The following is a 15,344-nucleotide window of genomic DNA, read 5'->3' on the forward strand; positions in this document are numbered from 1 at the left end:
CCGCTACGCCTCGGGGAAGACGGTCGACCAGTCGCGCTTGACGCTCACGACGGTGAAGCCGTGGTCGGATGCCGCGGCGAGCGCCTGCTCGGCCCCCTTGTCGTAGGGCGCGTCGCCGCGTCCGCCGTCGTCGTCGTGGTGGATGAGCAGCGACAGCGAGCGCGGATGCCCCTGTACGTAGCGCAGCATCGGCACGTCGCCGTTCGAGTTGCCCGCGGCGAGGAGCGGGCGGCGCCCGATGCGGCTCCAGATGCGGATGGGCTTCTCGGGGCCGTCGTCCATGAAGTCGAACGTCGAGCCGTAGCGCACCGCCCTCGCGTCGTCGTCGTAGGTGAGCCCGACGGCCGACCCGACGACCCGCTCGGGCGGGATGCCGTAGTACTCGACCGTCATGGGGCGCATGAAGTCGCGGTCGCCGCCCGACACGATGTAGCACGTGAACCCGTGCGACTCGAGGAAGCGCAGGAGCTCGATCATCGGCTGGTAGATCGCGAACCGGTAGGGCCGGTGCAGCGTGAGGTGCTGGGCGTCGCGGTAGAACATCGCGACCTGCGCCTCGTAGTCGTCGACGCTCTCCCCCGCCGTCGACGCGAGGATCGCACCGACCATCGCGTGCAGGTCGGAGTCGTCGCCCGCGTAGTGCTTGTCGATCGCGCCGCCGAGCCACGCGAGGTCGCCCGTCGCGGCGGCCCGGTAGGGCTGCCGGTCGGCGAGGGACGGGTCGGCGTCGACGGCCGCCTTCCACTGCTGCACGATGAAGTGCAACTGCGTCGGCATGGGCTTCTCGGTCCAGAGGGTGCCGTCGTTGTCGAAGACGGCGACGCGCTCCGCCTCGGGCACGGCGTCGGGGCCCGACGAGACCGATGCGGCGAACGCGATGATCGCGTCGCGCGTCGGCCCGTCGGACCACGACGGGAGCGTGCGGGTCATCCGGTGCCTCGTCAGTCCCTGGCCATCGCCGCGGCCAGGTGCGCCTCGAGGTCGACGTAGGCGTCGTCGGCGATGTCGAAGACGACCTTGCGGATCTCGCCGTTCGCGAACGGGAAGTTCGAGCCGGCGTAGTCGGCCGCGACCGCGTCGGCCGAGTCGTAGCCGATGCAGAGCCCCTCGCCGCACAGCGAGAAGTGCCCGAGCACCGTGCGGATCTCGGTCTCGGCGACCTGCTGGTCGTCGATGTGCAGCCGCAGCGGCCCGACGCCCTCGCGGTACTCCCCCGTCTTCTCCTTCGTGAAGTCGACGCCGATGACGTGCGCCCCCGACGTCGGCGCCGGTGCGGCGATTCGGTAGATCGGCGGGATGCCGAGGAAGTTGTACACGTAGACGACCTGCCCGTCCTTGATGAACAGCCCGTGGCCCCCGAACCGCGATCCGTGGGCGAAGATCACGCCCTCGGTCTGCGGCGTGAGGTCGACCTCGGCGAGCACCTTGTACGAGACGCCGTGCGTGTTCGCCGCCGACCGCTCGGGCACCTCGGAGGTGCCGGGGTAGTAGGTGTACTGGCCCGACGGCGGCACGGGCACGTGGAACTCCATCTTCAGGAAGGTCTCGAAGTCCTCCGGGTTGCCGATGATCTGGAGGTCGTTGAGCGGCAGCACGAGGTTGCGCTTCGCCTCGTCCAGCCACAGCGCCTTCAGCTCCTCGACCTTGTCGGGGTGCTCCGCCGCGAGGTCGTGCGCCTCGGCGCGGTCGACGTCGGTGTGGAACAGCTGCCACGTGTCGTCGTCGAAGCGTCCGCGGCCGCTCACCGGCCCGTGCTCGGTGACCGCCTTCCAGCCCTGGTGCCAGATGCCGCGGTTGCCGAACATCTCGTAGTACTGGGTCTCCTTCTGCGTCGCGCCGTCGGACTCGGCGTCGAAGGAGTACCGCATCGAGACGCCGTCGAGCGGACGCTGGGTCACGCCGTTGTAGCTCTCGGGCAGCGAGAGGCCGCACGCGTCGAGGATCGTCGCGACGATGTCGGTCGAGTGGTGGTACTGGTTGCGGATCTCGCCGCGCGCCTTCATGCCGGCCGGCCACGAGATGACGAGCGGGTCGCAGACGCCGCCCTGGTACACGTACCGCTTGAACATGCGGTACGGGGTCGAGAACGCGGCCGCCCACCCCGTCGGGTAGTGGTTGTACGTGTCGGGGCTGCCGAGCTTGTCCACCTGTCGCAGGTTCTCCTCGAGCGAGTCGGGGTAGCCGCCGAAGATCTTGCCCTCGTTGACCGAGCCGTTCGGGCTTCCTTCACCGGATGCCCCGTTGTCGGCCGCGTAGATCACGAGCGTGTTCTCCAGCTGGCCCGACTCCTCGAGGTAGTCGATGATGCGGCCCACCTGCGCGTCGGTGTACTCGGAGAAGCCGGCGTAGACCTCCGCCATGCGGCTGAACATGGCCTTCTCCTCGTCGCCGAGCTCGTCCCACGGGCGGACGCGGTCGGACTCCGAGAACGTGCCATCGGGCATCGGGTTGAGCGGCGTGAGCTCGGTTCCCTCGGGCAGGATGCCCTTCTCGATCATGCGAGCGAGCACCCACTCCCGGTAGGCCTCGTAGCCGTCGTCGAAGGCGCCCCTGTACTTGTCGATGTACTCCTGCGGGGCGTGGTGCGGCGCGTGGTTGGCGCCAGGGCAGAACCAGAGGTACCAGGGCTTGTCGGGCTCCGTCTGCTTCACGTCGCGGATCATCTTCAGCGCCTGGTCGGCGAGGTCCTTCGAGAGGTGGTAGCCCTCCTCGGGCGTGTACGGCTGCTCGATGTAGTGGTTGTCCTCGGCGAGCGACGGGTACCAGTTGTTCGTCTCGCCGCCGACGAAGCCGTAGAAGCGGTCGTACCCCTGCGCGAGCGGCCAGTTCTTCTTCGAGGCGCCCGCGGTCCACTCGTCGATGGGCACGTTGTGGTTCTTGCCGACCCAGAACGTGGCCCAGCCCGCGTCGCGCAGCAGGTGCGCCATGGGCACGTTCTCGGGCGGGATGTGCGAGTTGTAGCCCGGGAAGCCGGTCGACGACTCGGAGATGGTCGCGAAGCCGTTGGCGTGGTGGTTGCGTCCGGTGAGGAACGTCGACCGCGTCGGCGAGCACAGCGCCGTGGTGTGCCACTGCGTGTAGGTGAGCCCGTCCTTCGCGAGCCGCTCCATCGTCGGCATCTGGATGCGCCCGCCGTACGGCGACCACGCGGCCTGCCCGGTGTCGTCGTAGAGCACCACCAGCACGTTCGGCGCGCCCTTCGGCGCGGCGTCGGGCAGGAACGCGTCCCAGTCCCCGACCGAGTCCCGGACGTCGAGCTTGATGGTCCCCGTGAATTCCTTCGCCACGATGCGTACCCCTTCCCCCAGACCGACCGCCGAGGGGTTCGGCGGCCGTGCCATTCACGTTGCCATGCGGCATCCGTGGAGGCAAGGAACGAGCCCCGAGCGAAGCTCAGCTCCCGGTCGTCGAGGAGCGCCGCGCGAAGCGCGAAGCGCCGCCGCAGGAACTCACGCGTCGGGCAGGCTCCGACCCTTGACCCCCGCGCTCCGCGGCATCCGCGGCTCCTCGGGCAGGTCATGCACCGCGGGCCCTTCGATGCGCACTCCGGATGCCTCGAACCGCGAGCCGTGCAACGGGCAGTCCCAGGTGCACTCCGCGTCGTTCCACTGCAGCACCCCGCCGAGGTGCGTGCACACCGCGCGCACCGCGACCGTGCGACCGTCGACCGTGGAGATCCCGTGCGGCACGCCGCCACGCGTGACGACGACGCCCTGCCCCTCGCCCGGACGCTCGGCCGGCGCCCGCCGACCCTCGGCCTCCGCCCAGCCCACGGCGATCCACTTCCCGACACGCGATCCCTCCGCGACGCCGCGCCCGAGGTCCGACGGCATCGTCGTGCGCGAGCCGATCACGCGGATCCACGGGCGGCGCTCGCGCCACGGCACGCCGAGGATCTCCTCGCTGATGCGGATCCCGGCCGCGGCGCCGTTCGTCAGTCCCCACTTCGCGTAGCCGGTCGCGACCCAGACCCGGCCGGAGCCGCGCGGCATCCGACCGACGAACGGGATGAGGTTCGCCGAGTGGTAGTCCTGCGCGGCCCAGCGGTGGGTGAGCTCCGCGCGGGGGAAGTGCCGGCCGGTCCAGTCGACGAGGTCCTGCACCTTCGCCTCGGTCGACGGCACGCGCCCGGGCGCGTGGTGGTTGCCGCCGACCATGAGCAGGGGCGGCGCGTCGGCGTCGAGGTCGGGCGCGGTGCGCAGCGACCGGGTCTCGCCGTCGACCGAGATGAACAGGCCCTCGGGCAGCGGTCCATCGACGCGGTAGGTCGTGAGGTACGAGCGCGACGGGCGCACCTTCGCGAAGTACAGCCCGCGATTGAGCACCGGATGCCCCGTGGCGATCACCGCGGCATCCGCTCGCACCACACCGTTCGGCGTGTGCAGCTCGACCGGCCTCCCGGCGTGCACGCCCTGCACGCGCATGTCCTCGAGCAGCACGCCGCCCGCGGCGACGAACGCGCGCGCCATCGCCACGAGCAGCCGGTAGGGGTCGAGTCCGAGCTGCCCGGGCAGCGCGACACCGCCCGCGAACGGGAACGGCAGCGGCATCCGCTCGACGCGCTCGACCGGCAGGCCGGCCTCGGTCGCGGCCGCGAACTCGCGGTCGACCGTGCGGAGCCCGTCGTCGGAGGTGGCGAAGCTGTACGCGGTCTCCTCGGTGTACGGCACGCCGTGATGCTGTGCGAAGTCGGCGATGAGGGCCTGCCCGTCGAGGTTGGCCTCGACGTACGCGCGCGCCAGCCGGGCCGGATGCGCCGCGCGGAGCCGCTGCAGCATCGCGCCCTGCAGCACGCTCGCCTTGCCCGTGTTGAGGCCCGACGCGAGCGCGCCGACGTCCCGCGCCTCGAGCACCACGACGCGCATGCCGGCGTCGACGAGCGTGAGCGCGGTCGACAATCCGGTGATGCCGGCGCCGACGACGGCGACGTCGAACCGCTCCCCCGGCGACACGGCGCCCTCGTAGCGGGCGGTCGGTGCGGCGTCGCCGTTCGCGGCGGCCGCTGCGAGGTCCCTCCAGAGCGAGCCCATGCGCCCAGTCAACGCCCGGTGCCGTGCACCGGCAAGGGTTTGACGGGCGCGGATGCCGCGGCTACGCGCGAGCGCGCCGCCGCCTCAGTCGGCTCGGCGGATCCAGTCGAGCGCGAGCTCCGCGACGGTGTCGGGCGCGTCGTCGGGGACGAGCTTCCCCGCGCCGTCGACGAAGGCGAGCTCCATGCGGTCGGCGAAGCGCTCGGGGTGGGAGCAGACACGGCGGATGAGCGACTCCTCGAACCGCGTGTCGAGTCGACCGAAGGCCACGAGCGTGGGGACGGTCAGGCGCATCCGCCGGTAGACGCCCCGGCTGAGCCGCATCGACTCCGGGAGCACCATGCCGCGGTAGAGGCGGCGCACCGCCTGGTCGACCTCGGGTCGTCGCATTGGCGCGAGGTGCGCGGCGATGGTCGCATCCGGCAGGACCTCCGCGTTGTACGGCCCCGTGAACACGCGGCGAAGCGAGCTTCCCGGGCGATGCCAGACCAACGACGGCAGGTGCCGGAACGCGGGGACGAGCCTCGGGCTGAACGACATGAAGACGGGCGGCATCGAGAACTGCACCGCCCGCCCCACGCGTCGCGGATGGGCATAGGCGAGCTGCGCCGCCGTGACCGCCCCCATGTCGTGGCTGACGACGTGTGCGCGTTCGACGCCGAGTGCCTCGAAGACCGCGAGCAGGTCGTGCAGTCGCGTCTCCCGCTCGATGCCCGGCTCGTCGGCTTCGGTCCATCCCGACCCGCGGAGATCGGGACAGATCACCCGGTAGCCCTGCTCGGCGATCCGCGGGGCGACGCGATGCCACTGCCACCAGTGCTGGGGGAAGCCGTGCAGCATGACGACGGGTTCACCGGCGCCGATGGTCGCGACGTGGGTTCGCAGGCCCGGCGTCTCGACGACCAGGTGGTCGAAGCCGGGCGCATCGGGCAGCGGCGGCACCCACGCGGCGGTCTCGGCGGTCGAGACGAGGCGGGATTCGCGTGCACGCATGATGACTCCTTCGTCGTGCCCTCCCTACTATGGTCATAGTAGGTCTACTATGTTCATAGTAAACGGGTTCGAGGAAGGTGTCCATGGCTGCGACGAGGGATCGAGCACTCCAGGCGGCGGTCGAACTCCTCGGGTCCGACGGGATGCGAGCCCTGACCCACGCGCGAGTCGACGCCCGCGCGGGGCTTCCGCCGGGGACGACGTCGAACTGGTTCCGCACGCGGCGGGCGCTCCTCATCGGCGTCGTCGACTGGATGGCTGAGCTCGAACGCGCGGAGTTCGACGCCGGCGAAACGCCGATGCCACCCGGGCCCGAGGCGCTCATCGAGGGCCTGTGCGCCGTGATCGACCTGCAGACCGGTCCCTACGCGGCCCGCACCCGGGCGCGTTACGCGCTGTTCCTCGAGCTCGCCCCCGATCCCGAGCTCGGCGAGCCGCTGCGCCGGCAACGCGGTGAGTTCGAACGATGGACCGAGCAGCTGGTGACCGCGGCCGGCATCCCCGACCCGGTGCCCGCCGCCCGCGCGCTCATGGCGCTCGGCGACGGCCTGATGATGCACCGGCTCACCGTCGACCCCGCCCTCGAGGTGCGACCCGTCGTCGAGCGCGCCGTGCGGAGCCTGGCGGCCGCGCCGTGATCGATGCGGCCGGGTCTCCCCATGCCCCGACAGGGCAGTCGCCGGCAATCAGGCCAGCAGCGCCGTCTTCAGCCGCACCGGGTCGATGCGCCAGTAGTTGTGCACCTCGCTGTCGATGAGCAGCACGGGAATCTCCTCGGCGTAGCGCTCGGCGAGTGCCGCGTCGTCGAGGATCGACTGCTCCTCGAGGGTGATGCGCGGCGGGTCATCCGACGCCTCGACCTCGGCGATCACGGCCTGCACGACCTCGCGAGCGTCGTCGCAGAGGTGGCAGCCGGGCTTGCCGATGAGGGTGAGGTGGAGCTCTCGGGTCACGTGTCCAGCGTACGTCGGCAGGAACAGCGAAGAGCGCCAGGCCCGTGGGCCCGACGCTCAGCCGGTCGTGCGGAGACGACTACTTCTTGTTGCGACGCTGGTGACGCGTCTTGCGAAGCAGCTTGCGGTGCTTCTTCTTCGCCATGCGCTTGCGGCGCTTCTTGATGACGGAACCCATCGAAACCTCACAGAAAAAGATCAGTCGGGCGCGCGTGCCGCAGCCCGGGGCGGAGAGCCTCGGGATAGTCTAGCGGATCCGCGCGGCGGCGCCGTTCGGATGCGTTACCGTCGAGGAATGCGCGCCGACGACCTCGTGATCCGCACGACGACCGAGGACGACTGGCCGTCGGTGCGCACGCTGCGCCTCGAGATGCTGCGCGACTACCCGCTCGCCTACGGCGAGACGCTCGAGCACGCCGAGCGGGTCGACGAGGCCGGCTGGCGCGTGCGCGCCGCGCGCGGCACCACGCCCGGGCAGACCTCGATCGTCGCGATCGACGGCGACCGCTGGGTCGGGCACATGGGCGGGTACATCCCCGACGCGAGGACGGGCCCGCTGCTCGTCGGCGTCTACGTGTCGCCCGACTACCGAGGCGACGCCCTCGGGGTCACCCGCCGGCTCCTCGACGCCGTCGAGGACTGGGCGCGCGGGCACGGTGACACGCTGCGCCTCGAGGTGCACGAGGACAACCCCCGTGCCCGCCGCTTCTACGAGAAGCTCGGCTTCACGCTCACCGGCCGCAGCCGCGAGTACGAGCTCGCGCCGGGTGGACTCGAGCTCGAGATGGTCAAGCCGCTGCGCTGACGGCGGGGCACGCCGCAGCGACGGGGGCGCGCGGCAGACTGGCGTGATGACCGCGTTCATCCACGTGCTGCTCATCGCCGCGATCCTCGGCACCGGCATCGCCGCCGGGGTCTTCTACGCCTTCTCGGGCTTCGTGACCCAGGGGCTCGATCGGCTGCCGCCATCGGATGCCGCGCGGGCCATGCAGGAGATCAATGTGGCGGCCGTGCGCGCACCGCTCATGCTCGAGCTCTTCGGCACGGCGCTCGTCGCGGCCGTCGTGTTCGTGCTCGCCCTGCTCGGGTCGCTCGGCGACGGCATGTGGTGGGCGATCGCGGCATCCGCCGCCTACCTCGTCGGCGCGATCGGCGTGACGGGCGCCGCGAACGTGCCCCGCAACAACCGGCTCGTCGCCACCTCGGCGACGGATGCCGCGGCGCTGGCCGCCGCGTGGACGGCGTTCCGCCCGGGCTGGCAGTCGTGGAACCACGTGCGCACCATCACCTCGGCGCTCGCCTGCCTCGGCTTCGCGCTCGCCCTGCTCGCGGCGGGCTGACCCGCCCTCCCGGTCGTCGAGTAGCGCCGCGCGCAGCGCGACGCGTATCGAGACGCAGCACGAGCCATCCGGTCGTCGAGCAGCGCCGCGCGCAGCACGACCGGTCGTCGAGTAGCGCCCGGCGGAGCCGGACGCGTATCGAGACGCAGCACGTCACCTGCCTATTCGCCACGCGCCCACCGTTTCCGCGACAACCCGGGCAGCGCATCGAACCGACCCTCGATCAACGCGATTCGCTTCGCGCGACTCCATCCCTGCACCTGCTTCTCGAGGGCGAATGCTTCGTCGATGCGGTCGAACTCCCTGCTGAAGATCAGCCGGACCGGGAGCCGGCGTCGGGTGTACGCGGATCCCTCCCCGCGTTGGTGCTGCGCGACCCGCCGATCGAGGTCGATCGTGCTGCCGACATACATCGTGCCGTCGATGCATTCGAGGATGTAGAAGTGCGGCATGTCGCCCAGACTGCGGGGTCGGGCGAAGGCGTTGCGGCATCCGGTTCGCTGGCGATGCGGATCTCATCGAGGCGACCATGTTGAGGAATGGACGCCGGGCGGCGTTGCGTCTCGATACGCGTCCGGCTCCGCCGGGCGCTACTCGACGACCGGGCGACGGAAACGTCGCGTCTCGATACGCGTCCGGCTCCGCCGGGCGCTACTCGACGACCGGACAGCGGCCGCTATTCGACGGCCGGGATGGAACCCCTCGCGTCTCGATACGCGTCGCGCTTCGCGCGGCGCTACTCGACGACCGGGACGGCCCGGGCGCTACTCGACGACCGGAGGACGGGTCAGCGACGCTTCTTCTGGCCGACGACCGCGTGGGCGGCCTCGGCGAAGCGCTGGCCGATCGCGGAGGCCCAGGCGAGCTGGTCGTCGTTGAGCGCCACGCCCTGCGCCTCGGCCTCGGCGAGGGTCGCGGCATCCGCTGCGGCATCGGATGACACGAACGGAATGAGCCAGTCTTCGAGGGTCTCGAGCGGGCGGCGGTCGAGGTGGTAGTAGCGGTGCTGGCCCTCTTCGCGCACGCCGACGAGGCCCGCCTCGCGCAGCACCTTGAGGTGCTTCGAGACGGTCGGCTGGCTGAGGCCGAGCGTCGAGACGATCTCGGAGACGCTGATCTCGCCGCCGGATTCGGGTGCGGACGTCTCGCGGTCGAGGAGCACCCCGAGGATGTCGCGCCGGGTCGTGTCCGCCACCACGTCGAAGATGTCCGCCATGCGTCAAGGGTAGTCATTCCCGCCGAGGAGTACCATGACTCACGCATTCGGTGACGGCGGCTGAGGGGGCTCGATGCACGCACGGGCGATGGACCGCCTCGGTCGGACGGATCGGCGGTCATGGCTCGGCAGGTTGCGCGACGCCGTCGATGCCCTCGTCAAGAGCTCGCCGTCGCGGTTCGCGATCCTCGTGTTCGCGGCGCTGATCCTGCTCTTCACGCTGCTGTTCTCGCTGCCGATCGCGCGGGCCGGCTCGGGCTCGGGCGCACCGCTGCACGACGCCTTCTTCACGGCCGTCTCGGTCATCTGCGTCACGGGCCTCGCGACGGTCGACATGGCGACCTACTGGTCGCCGTTCGGCAACGCCCTCGTCTTCATCGGCGTGAACATCGGCGGCGTCGGCGTGCTCACGCTGGCCTCCATCCTGGGCTTCGTGATCTCGCGCCGACTCGGCCTGCGGGCGAAGCTCATCGCGGCGAGCGACACCAACCCGTCGCGCATCCACGTCGGCCCGGTCGCCGAACGTCAGGCGGTGCGGCTCGGCGAGGTCGGCGGCCTGCTCGCCACCGTCGCGATCACCGCCCTCGTCATCGAGCTCGCGATCGCCGTGGCGATGATCCCGAGCATGCTCCGCGCGGGATACGACTGGTTCCACTCGATCTGGTACAGCTTCTACTACTCGGCGATGGCGTTCACGAACACGGGCTTCAGTCCGAACCCCGGCGGCATGGCCCCCTTCGAGCACGACTACTGGATGCAGACGCTGCTCATGATCGGCGTCTTCGTGGGAAGCCTCGGCTTCCCGGTGATCTTCGCGCTCGCCCGTTCGTGGCGCACCCCGCGACGCTGGAGCCTCCACGTCAAGCTCACGATCACGACGACCGTGATCCTCTTCGTGCTCGGCGCCGGCATGTTCCTGCTGCTCGAGTACAACAACCCGCGGACGTACGGCCAGCTGGATGCCGGACCGACCGTCTTCCAGTCGCTCTTCATGTCGGCCATGACGCGGTCGGGCGGCTTCGCGACCATCGACATGCACGACCTCAACGGATCGAGCCTGCTCGTCTCCGACATGCTGATGTTCATCGGCGGCGGCTCGGCGTCGACGGCCGGTGGCATCAAGGTCACGACGCTCGCCGTGCTGTTCCTCGCCGCCTTCGCCGAGGCGCGCGGCGCGCCCGCGATGGAGGCGTTCGGACGGCGCATCCCGCGCGACATGCTCCGCCTCTCGGTGAGCGTCGTGCTCTGGGGCGCGACCATCGTCGCGGTGTCGTCGATCGCCATCCTCCAGATCACCAAGGAGCCCTTCGACTACGTGCTCTTCGATGTCATCTCGGCGTTCGCCACGTGCGGGCTCTCGACCGGGCTGACCGCCGAACTCCCACCCGCCGGGGTGTACGTCATGGGCGCCACCATGTTCTTGGGGCGGGTTGGTACAGTGACTTTCGCCGCGGCCCTGGCCGCCAGCCAGCGCCGGCAGTTGTACCGCCGTCCGGAAGAGAGGCCCATCGTTGGTTGATCGGATCAAGCACGACGCGCCGGTCCTCGTGATCGGCCTCGGCCGCTTCGGCGCGGCGACCGCCGGACAGCTCGACCGGCTCGGTCGCGAGGTGCTCGCGGTCGACGACGACGAGACGCTCGTGCAGAAGTGGGCCGAGCGCGTCACGCACGCGGTGGTCGCCGACGCGCGCTCGATCGACGCGCTCCGGCAGATCGGCGCCCAGGACTTCTCCATCGCCGTGTGCGCCGTGGGATCGTCGATCGAGGCATCCGTGCTCATCACCGCGAACCTCGTCGACCTGAAGGTCCCGCAGATCTGGGCGAAGGCCATCTCGGCCTCGCACGGCAAGATCCTCGAGCGCATCGGCGCGAACCACGTGATCTACCCCGAGCGCGAGGCGGGCGAGCGCACGGCGCACCTCGTCAGCGGCCGCATGCTCGACTTCATCGAGTTCGACGACGACTTCGCGCTCGTGAAGATGTACCCGCCGAAGCCCATCCGCGGCAAGAACCTCACCGAGTCGGGCGTGCGCTCGCGCCACAACGTCACCGTGGTCGGCGTGAAGAGCCCGGGCAAGCCGTTCACGTACGCGACCGAGAAGACCGTCGTGTCGAACCACGACCTCATCATCGTGTCGGGCACCGAGGGCGACATCGAGAAGTTCGCAGCGCTCGAATAACGGCGATCGGATGCCACGACGGCGGCCTGCGATCCTGCGTCGGATGCCGCGACGCACCGAGCCCGTTAGGGATCCGTTAAGAAGATTCACAAATTTGTGAATCGCGCGTAGCATCGCGCGCATGACCACCGTGATCAGCACCCGAGGCCTCGAGAAGCGCTTCGGGCGCACCATCGCCCTCGACGGCCTCGACTTCTCCGTCGACGCCGGCGAGATCCACGGCTTCCTCGGCCCGAACGGCGCCGGGAAGTCCACCACCATCCGGATCCTGCTCGGGCTCGCCCGGGCGTCGGCCGGCGAGGCGACCCTCTTCGGGCGCGACCCCTGGACGGATGCCGCAGACCTGCACGAGCGCGTGGCCTACGTGCCCGGCGACGTCGCGCTCTGGCCGAACCTCACCGGCGGCGAGGCGATCGACCTCCTCACGCGACTGCGCGGCGGCATGACCGACAAGGCCGCCTACCGCGAGCGCAAGCAGCGGCTGCTCGACGTGTTCCAGCTCGACCCGCGCAAGAAGGGCCGCGCCTACTCGAAGGGCAACCGCCAGAAGGTCGCCCTCGTCGCCGCGTTCGCCACGCCCGCCGACCTCTACCTGCTCGATGAGCCGACGAGCGGCCTCGACCCGCTCATGGAGCAGGTGTTCAACCGCGAGATCGACCGCGTCGCCCGCGAGGGCGCCACCGTGCTGCTGTCGAGCCACATCCTCTCCGAGGTCGAGGCGCTGTGCGACCGGGTCACGATCATCCGCGCCGGCAGGGTCGTCGAGAGCGGCACGCTCGCCGAGCTGCGTCACCTGACCCGCACCGAGATCTCGTTCGTCCACGATCCCGCCGAGGAGGCGGGCGTCTCGGCGATTCCGGGCACGCACGACCTCGTCATCGACGAGGGACGTGTGCGCTTCACGGTCGACAGCGACCGGGTCGCCGAGATCCTCCCCGACCTCGGACGACTGGGCGTGCAGGGCCTCACGGTCGCGCCGCCTTCGCTCGAGGACCTCTTCCTGCGCCACTACGGCGACGAGCTCGCCCCGGTCGAGGAGGAGGCCCGAGCGTGACCACGCTCATGGTGCTGCTGCGGCAGCGCATCCGTCGCGACCGCCTGCAGCTCACCCTCTGGATCGTCGGCATCGCGGTGCTCACGTACGCGTCCATGAGCGCCGTGTTCTCGACCTACGGCGAGGAGCAGGACCGCCGGGAGATCCTCGGCGTCGCGATCGCGACCCGCACCATCCTGGTGTTCCGCGGTACGCCGAATGGCGTGGACGACGGCGCGTTCGCCTTCTTCCTCCTCTTCGCCTGGCTCGCCCTGATGGGCGGCCTGATGAGCACCTTCCTCGCCGTCCGCCACACCCGGAAGGAAGAGGAGGAGGGTCGCGCCGAAGCCGTCGCGGCGACCGCTGCCGGGCGGATCCTGCCGACGACCGCGACGGTCGTCCACGGCGTGCTCGCCAACGTCGCGCTCGGACTGCTCACGGCGCTCGCCCTCATGGCGACGGGCCTCGAGCCCGGCGGGTCGTTCGTCTGGGGCGCCGCGATGACGGTCTCCGGCTTCGCCTTCCTCGCCTTCGGACTGTTCGCCGCCCAGCTGTTCCGCACTTCGCGGGGGGCCAACAGCCTGTCCGTCACGTTCGTGCTCGCCGCGTACCTGCTGCGCGGCATCGGCGACGCGGCCGGGACCCCGTCGGAGGACCTGCTGCACGTCACGCCCGCATGGCCGAGCTGGTTGTCGCCGATCGGCTACGGGCAGTTCACCGGCGCCTACGTCGAGAACGACCTCACGCCGCTGCTCATCCCCCTGGCGTTCGCCGCGGCCCTCATCGGGCTCGTGTTCGCGCTCCAGTCGGTGCGCGACCAGGGCGCGAGCCTGCTGGCCGGCCGGGCCGGTCGCGCGACCGCCGGGCCGGTGCTGTCGAGCTCGTTCGGGCTCGCGTGGCGCCTGAACACGTCGATCCTGCTGGCGTGGACGGCGGGCGGCATCGCCACCGGCCTGCTCGCGACGTCCCTCTCGTCCGTGGTGAACCAGGCGGCGACCGACGCACCGCAGATCCTCGAGACCCTGCGGAACGCGATCGGCAGCGAGGCCTCGATCGAGGAGGCGTTCGTCGCCGTCTTCTACTCGATCGTCGGCATCCTCGCGGCCTGCTGCGCGGTGCAGGTCGGCATCCGCGCACGCCAGGAGGAGGCGCACGGCACCGCCGAGCTCGTGCTCGGCACGCCGGTGCCGCGCCTGCGCTGGCTCCTCGAGTACTGGGTGGTCGGCGTGATCGTGATCGTGATCGTGCTCGCCGCCTCCGCCCTCGCGGGCATCGTGGGTGCGGGCAACGCGGCGGATCCCGAGTCGCTCATCCCGAACGTCCTCGAGGCCGCGCTGGCCCAGCTGCCCGCGTGCCTCGTCTTCCTCGGGCTGACGCTGCTCGTCTTCGCCTTCCTGCCGCGCGCGACCATCCCGGCCGGTTGGACGGTCGTCGGCGTCGCCGCGATCCTCGGTGTCTGGGGCCCGATCCTGCAGGCCCCCGACTGGCTCGTGAACCTCTCGCCGTTCCACCACTCGCCGGTCCCGTCGGGCGGGGGGACCGACTGGACGGGCGGATTCTGGATGCTCGCCATCGGCCTCGGGCTGGGTGCGGTCGCGGTGTGGTCGATGCGGCGACGCGAACTGGCGCCGGGCGGGTGAGGCTCGGCCGGATGGGAGACTGAGCGGATGCCACGCGACGAGCAGGGCCTGAGGGCTGCAGTCGAGCAGTCGGCCGCGGTCCTCACCGCGGCCGGCTTCCCCCGGATGCCGGCACGCGTGCTCATGGCCCTGCTCGTCGCCGAGGCGAGCGGCCTCACCGCGTCGGAGCTCGGCGAGCGGCTCGGCGTCAGCGCCGCCGCGATCTCGGGCGCGGTGCGGTACCTCTCGCAGATCGGCATCCTCCACCGCGTGCCGCAGGCGGGCAGCCGCCGCGACCGGTGGGAGTTCCTCGACGACGCCTGGTACACGGCCCTCATGGCGAAGAGCCCGGTCTACGGCGTGATCGCCGACCTCGGCGACCGTGCGGCCGACGCGATCGGCGACGAGACGGATGCCGGCGCGGCGCGCGCCCGTGAGATGGCCAGGTTCTACCGCTTCATCGACGCGCGGATGCCCGACCTCATGCGGGAGTGGGAGGAACTGCGCGAGCGCTGATCAGGCGGCGAACATCAGCAGCACGCCGACGATGCCCGCGACCACGGCGATCCCGATCAGGATGAGCCCGACGTTCCGGATGATGCGGCGACCGGGCGGCGCCTCGTGCAGGCGCAGGCGGTCGGGCTCGCGCTCCTTGAAGTAGGCGGGCTCCTCCTCGGGATGCCGCACGTGCGCCCGCTCCTCGTCGCTCAGGCGTCGCTGGTGGAACGCCCCCTCGGCGAACCAGCGGATCGTCGCTCCGTGCTCCTGGTCGATGACGACCGCCTCGGTGGGGAGCCACCGACCGTCGGCGAGGCGAATCAGCAAAGCGAGCAGGAGGCAGACGAGACCGCCGCCGAGGGCGATCCACCCGATCACCTCGGCGACGACCGAGACGACCTCCGACGCATCCATGGAGCACACGGTAGCGGACGCCGCCGTCCCGGAGCGCGTGAGCACCGCGTTGGGATCCGTCGCGCCGG

At 70.8% G+C, this 15,344-nt stretch carries 17 protein-coding genes; 8 read left to right on the top strand and 9 right to left on the bottom strand.

All coding sequences use genetic code 11. The annotated features are described in order from the left end of the window. Nucleotides 1-3 precede the first annotated feature (3 nt). The 4 genes from FYC51_RS05915 to FYC51_RS05930 all read right to left on the bottom strand — a co-directional run bounded on the left by FYC51_RS05915 (nt 4) and on the right by FYC51_RS05930 (nt 6,023). Complete coding sequence (locus FYC51_RS05915; protein ID WP_148732697.1) at nt 4-930, bottom strand: HAD family hydrolase; 927 nt, start codon at nt 928-930, stop codon at nt 4-6. 11 nt (nt 931-941) lie between these two features. Further along, nucleotides 942-3,287: an arylsulfatase gene (locus FYC51_RS05920; RefSeq protein WP_148732698.1), complete on the bottom strand. Its 2,346-nt coding sequence runs from the start codon at nt 3,285-3,287 to the stop codon at nt 942-944. A 162-nt stretch (nt 3,288-3,449) separates the two neighbouring features. After that, nucleotides 3,450-5,030: an FAD-dependent oxidoreductase gene (locus FYC51_RS05925; protein WP_148732699.1), complete on the bottom strand. Its 1,581-nt coding sequence runs from the start codon at nt 5,028-5,030 to the stop codon at nt 3,450-3,452. Nucleotides 5,031-5,114: 84 nt separating this feature from the next. Further along, nucleotides 5,115-6,023, bottom strand: a complete 909-nt coding sequence (locus FYC51_RS05930) for an alpha/beta fold hydrolase (protein ID WP_148732700.1) — start codon at nt 6,021-6,023, stop codon at nt 5,115-5,117. 83 nt (nt 6,024-6,106) lie between these two features. Between FYC51_RS05930 and FYC51_RS05935 the strand changes: the two genes are divergently transcribed. After that, nucleotides 6,107-6,661, top strand: a complete 555-nt coding sequence (locus FYC51_RS05935; RefSeq protein ID WP_148732701.1) for a TetR/AcrR family transcriptional regulator — start codon at nt 6,107-6,109, stop codon at nt 6,659-6,661. Nucleotides 6,662-6,709: 48 nt separating this feature from the next. Here FYC51_RS05935 and FYC51_RS05940 read toward each other — a convergent pair whose 3' ends face one another. Next, nucleotides 6,710-6,976 (bottom strand): glutaredoxin family protein, encoded by a 267-nt coding sequence (locus FYC51_RS05940; protein WP_148732702.1) that lies wholly within the window; start codon nt 6,974-6,976, stop codon nt 6,710-6,712. A gap of 79 nt (nt 6,977-7,055) precedes the next feature. Further along, a complete protein-coding gene (locus FYC51_RS05945) occupies nt 7,056-7,154 on the bottom strand; it encodes a 30S ribosomal protein bS22 (protein ID WP_003792170.1) in 99 nt (32 codons plus the stop codon). Between the two features lie 117 nt (nt 7,155-7,271). Between FYC51_RS05945 and FYC51_RS05950 the strand changes: the two genes are divergently transcribed. Further along, on the top strand, nt 7,272-7,781 hold the full coding sequence (locus tag FYC51_RS05950) for a GNAT family N-acetyltransferase (protein WP_148732703.1): 510 nt from the start codon (nt 7,272-7,274) through the stop codon (nt 7,779-7,781). Nucleotides 7,782-7,827: 46 nt separating this feature from the next. Then, complete coding sequence (locus FYC51_RS05955) at nt 7,828-8,316, top strand: anthrone oxygenase family protein (protein WP_148732704.1); 489 nt, start codon at nt 7,828-7,830, stop codon at nt 8,314-8,316. Nucleotides 8,317-8,477: 161 nt separating this feature from the next. Here the strand turns inward: FYC51_RS05955 and FYC51_RS05960 are convergent, their stop codons facing one another. Together FYC51_RS05960 and FYC51_RS05965 are read right to left on the bottom strand one after the other, a co-directional pair. Continuing rightward, entirely contained in the window at nt 8,478-8,768 is a 291-nt protein-coding gene (locus FYC51_RS05960) for a GIY-YIG nuclease family protein (protein WP_148732705.1), read from the bottom strand. A 335-nt stretch (nt 8,769-9,103) separates the two neighbouring features. Then, the gene (locus FYC51_RS05965) at nt 9,104-9,532 is read right to left on the bottom strand and encodes an ArsR/SmtB family transcription factor (RefSeq protein WP_148732706.1); all 429 of its coding nucleotides are present in this window, start codon (nt 9,530-9,532) and stop codon (nt 9,104-9,106) included. A gap of 73 nt (nt 9,533-9,605) precedes the next feature. Here FYC51_RS05965 and FYC51_RS05970 point away from each other — a divergent pair, with 73 nt between their 5' ends. The 5 genes from FYC51_RS05970 (at nt 9,606) to FYC51_RS05990 (ending at nt 14,880) form a co-directional block, all read left to right on the top strand. Beyond that, nucleotides 9,606-11,051, top strand: coding sequence for a TrkH family potassium uptake protein (locus FYC51_RS05970; RefSeq protein WP_420797215.1), 1,446 nt, complete (start codon nt 9,606-9,608; stop codon nt 11,049-11,051). After that, a complete protein-coding gene (locus tag FYC51_RS05975) occupies nt 11,044-11,712 on the top strand; it encodes a potassium channel family protein (protein WP_148732708.1) in 669 nt (222 codons plus the stop codon). Before FYC51_RS05970 ends, FYC51_RS05975 begins: the two co-directional genes overlap by 8 nt. A 121-nt stretch (nt 11,713-11,833) precedes the next feature. Next, a complete protein-coding gene (locus FYC51_RS05980; protein WP_187432512.1) occupies nt 11,834-12,766 on the top strand; it encodes an ABC transporter ATP-binding protein in 933 nt (310 codons plus the stop codon). Next, nucleotides 12,763-14,385, top strand: coding sequence for an ABC transporter permease (locus FYC51_RS05985; RefSeq protein WP_238476233.1), 1,623 nt, complete (start codon nt 12,763-12,765; stop codon nt 14,383-14,385). Before FYC51_RS05980 ends, FYC51_RS05985 begins: the two co-directional genes overlap by 4 nt. Nucleotides 14,386-14,412: 27 nt before the next feature. Next, nucleotides 14,413-14,880, top strand: coding sequence for a GbsR/MarR family transcriptional regulator (locus tag FYC51_RS05990; RefSeq protein ID WP_148732709.1), 468 nt, complete (start codon nt 14,413-14,415; stop codon nt 14,878-14,880). On the opposite strand, the gene FYC51_RS05995 is transcribed toward FYC51_RS05990, so the two are convergent. Then, nucleotides 14,881-15,276 carry a hypothetical protein gene (locus tag FYC51_RS05995; protein ID WP_148732710.1) on the bottom strand — a complete coding sequence of 132 codons (396 nt, stop codon included), beginning with the start codon at nt 15,274-15,276 and terminating at the stop codon, nt 14,881-14,883. Nucleotides 15,277-15,344 lie beyond the last annotated feature (68 nt).

Source organism: Agromyces mariniharenae, from assembly GCF_008122505.1.
Classification (GTDB): Bacteria; Actinomycetota; Actinomycetes; order Actinomycetales; family Microbacteriaceae; genus Agromyces; species Agromyces mariniharenae.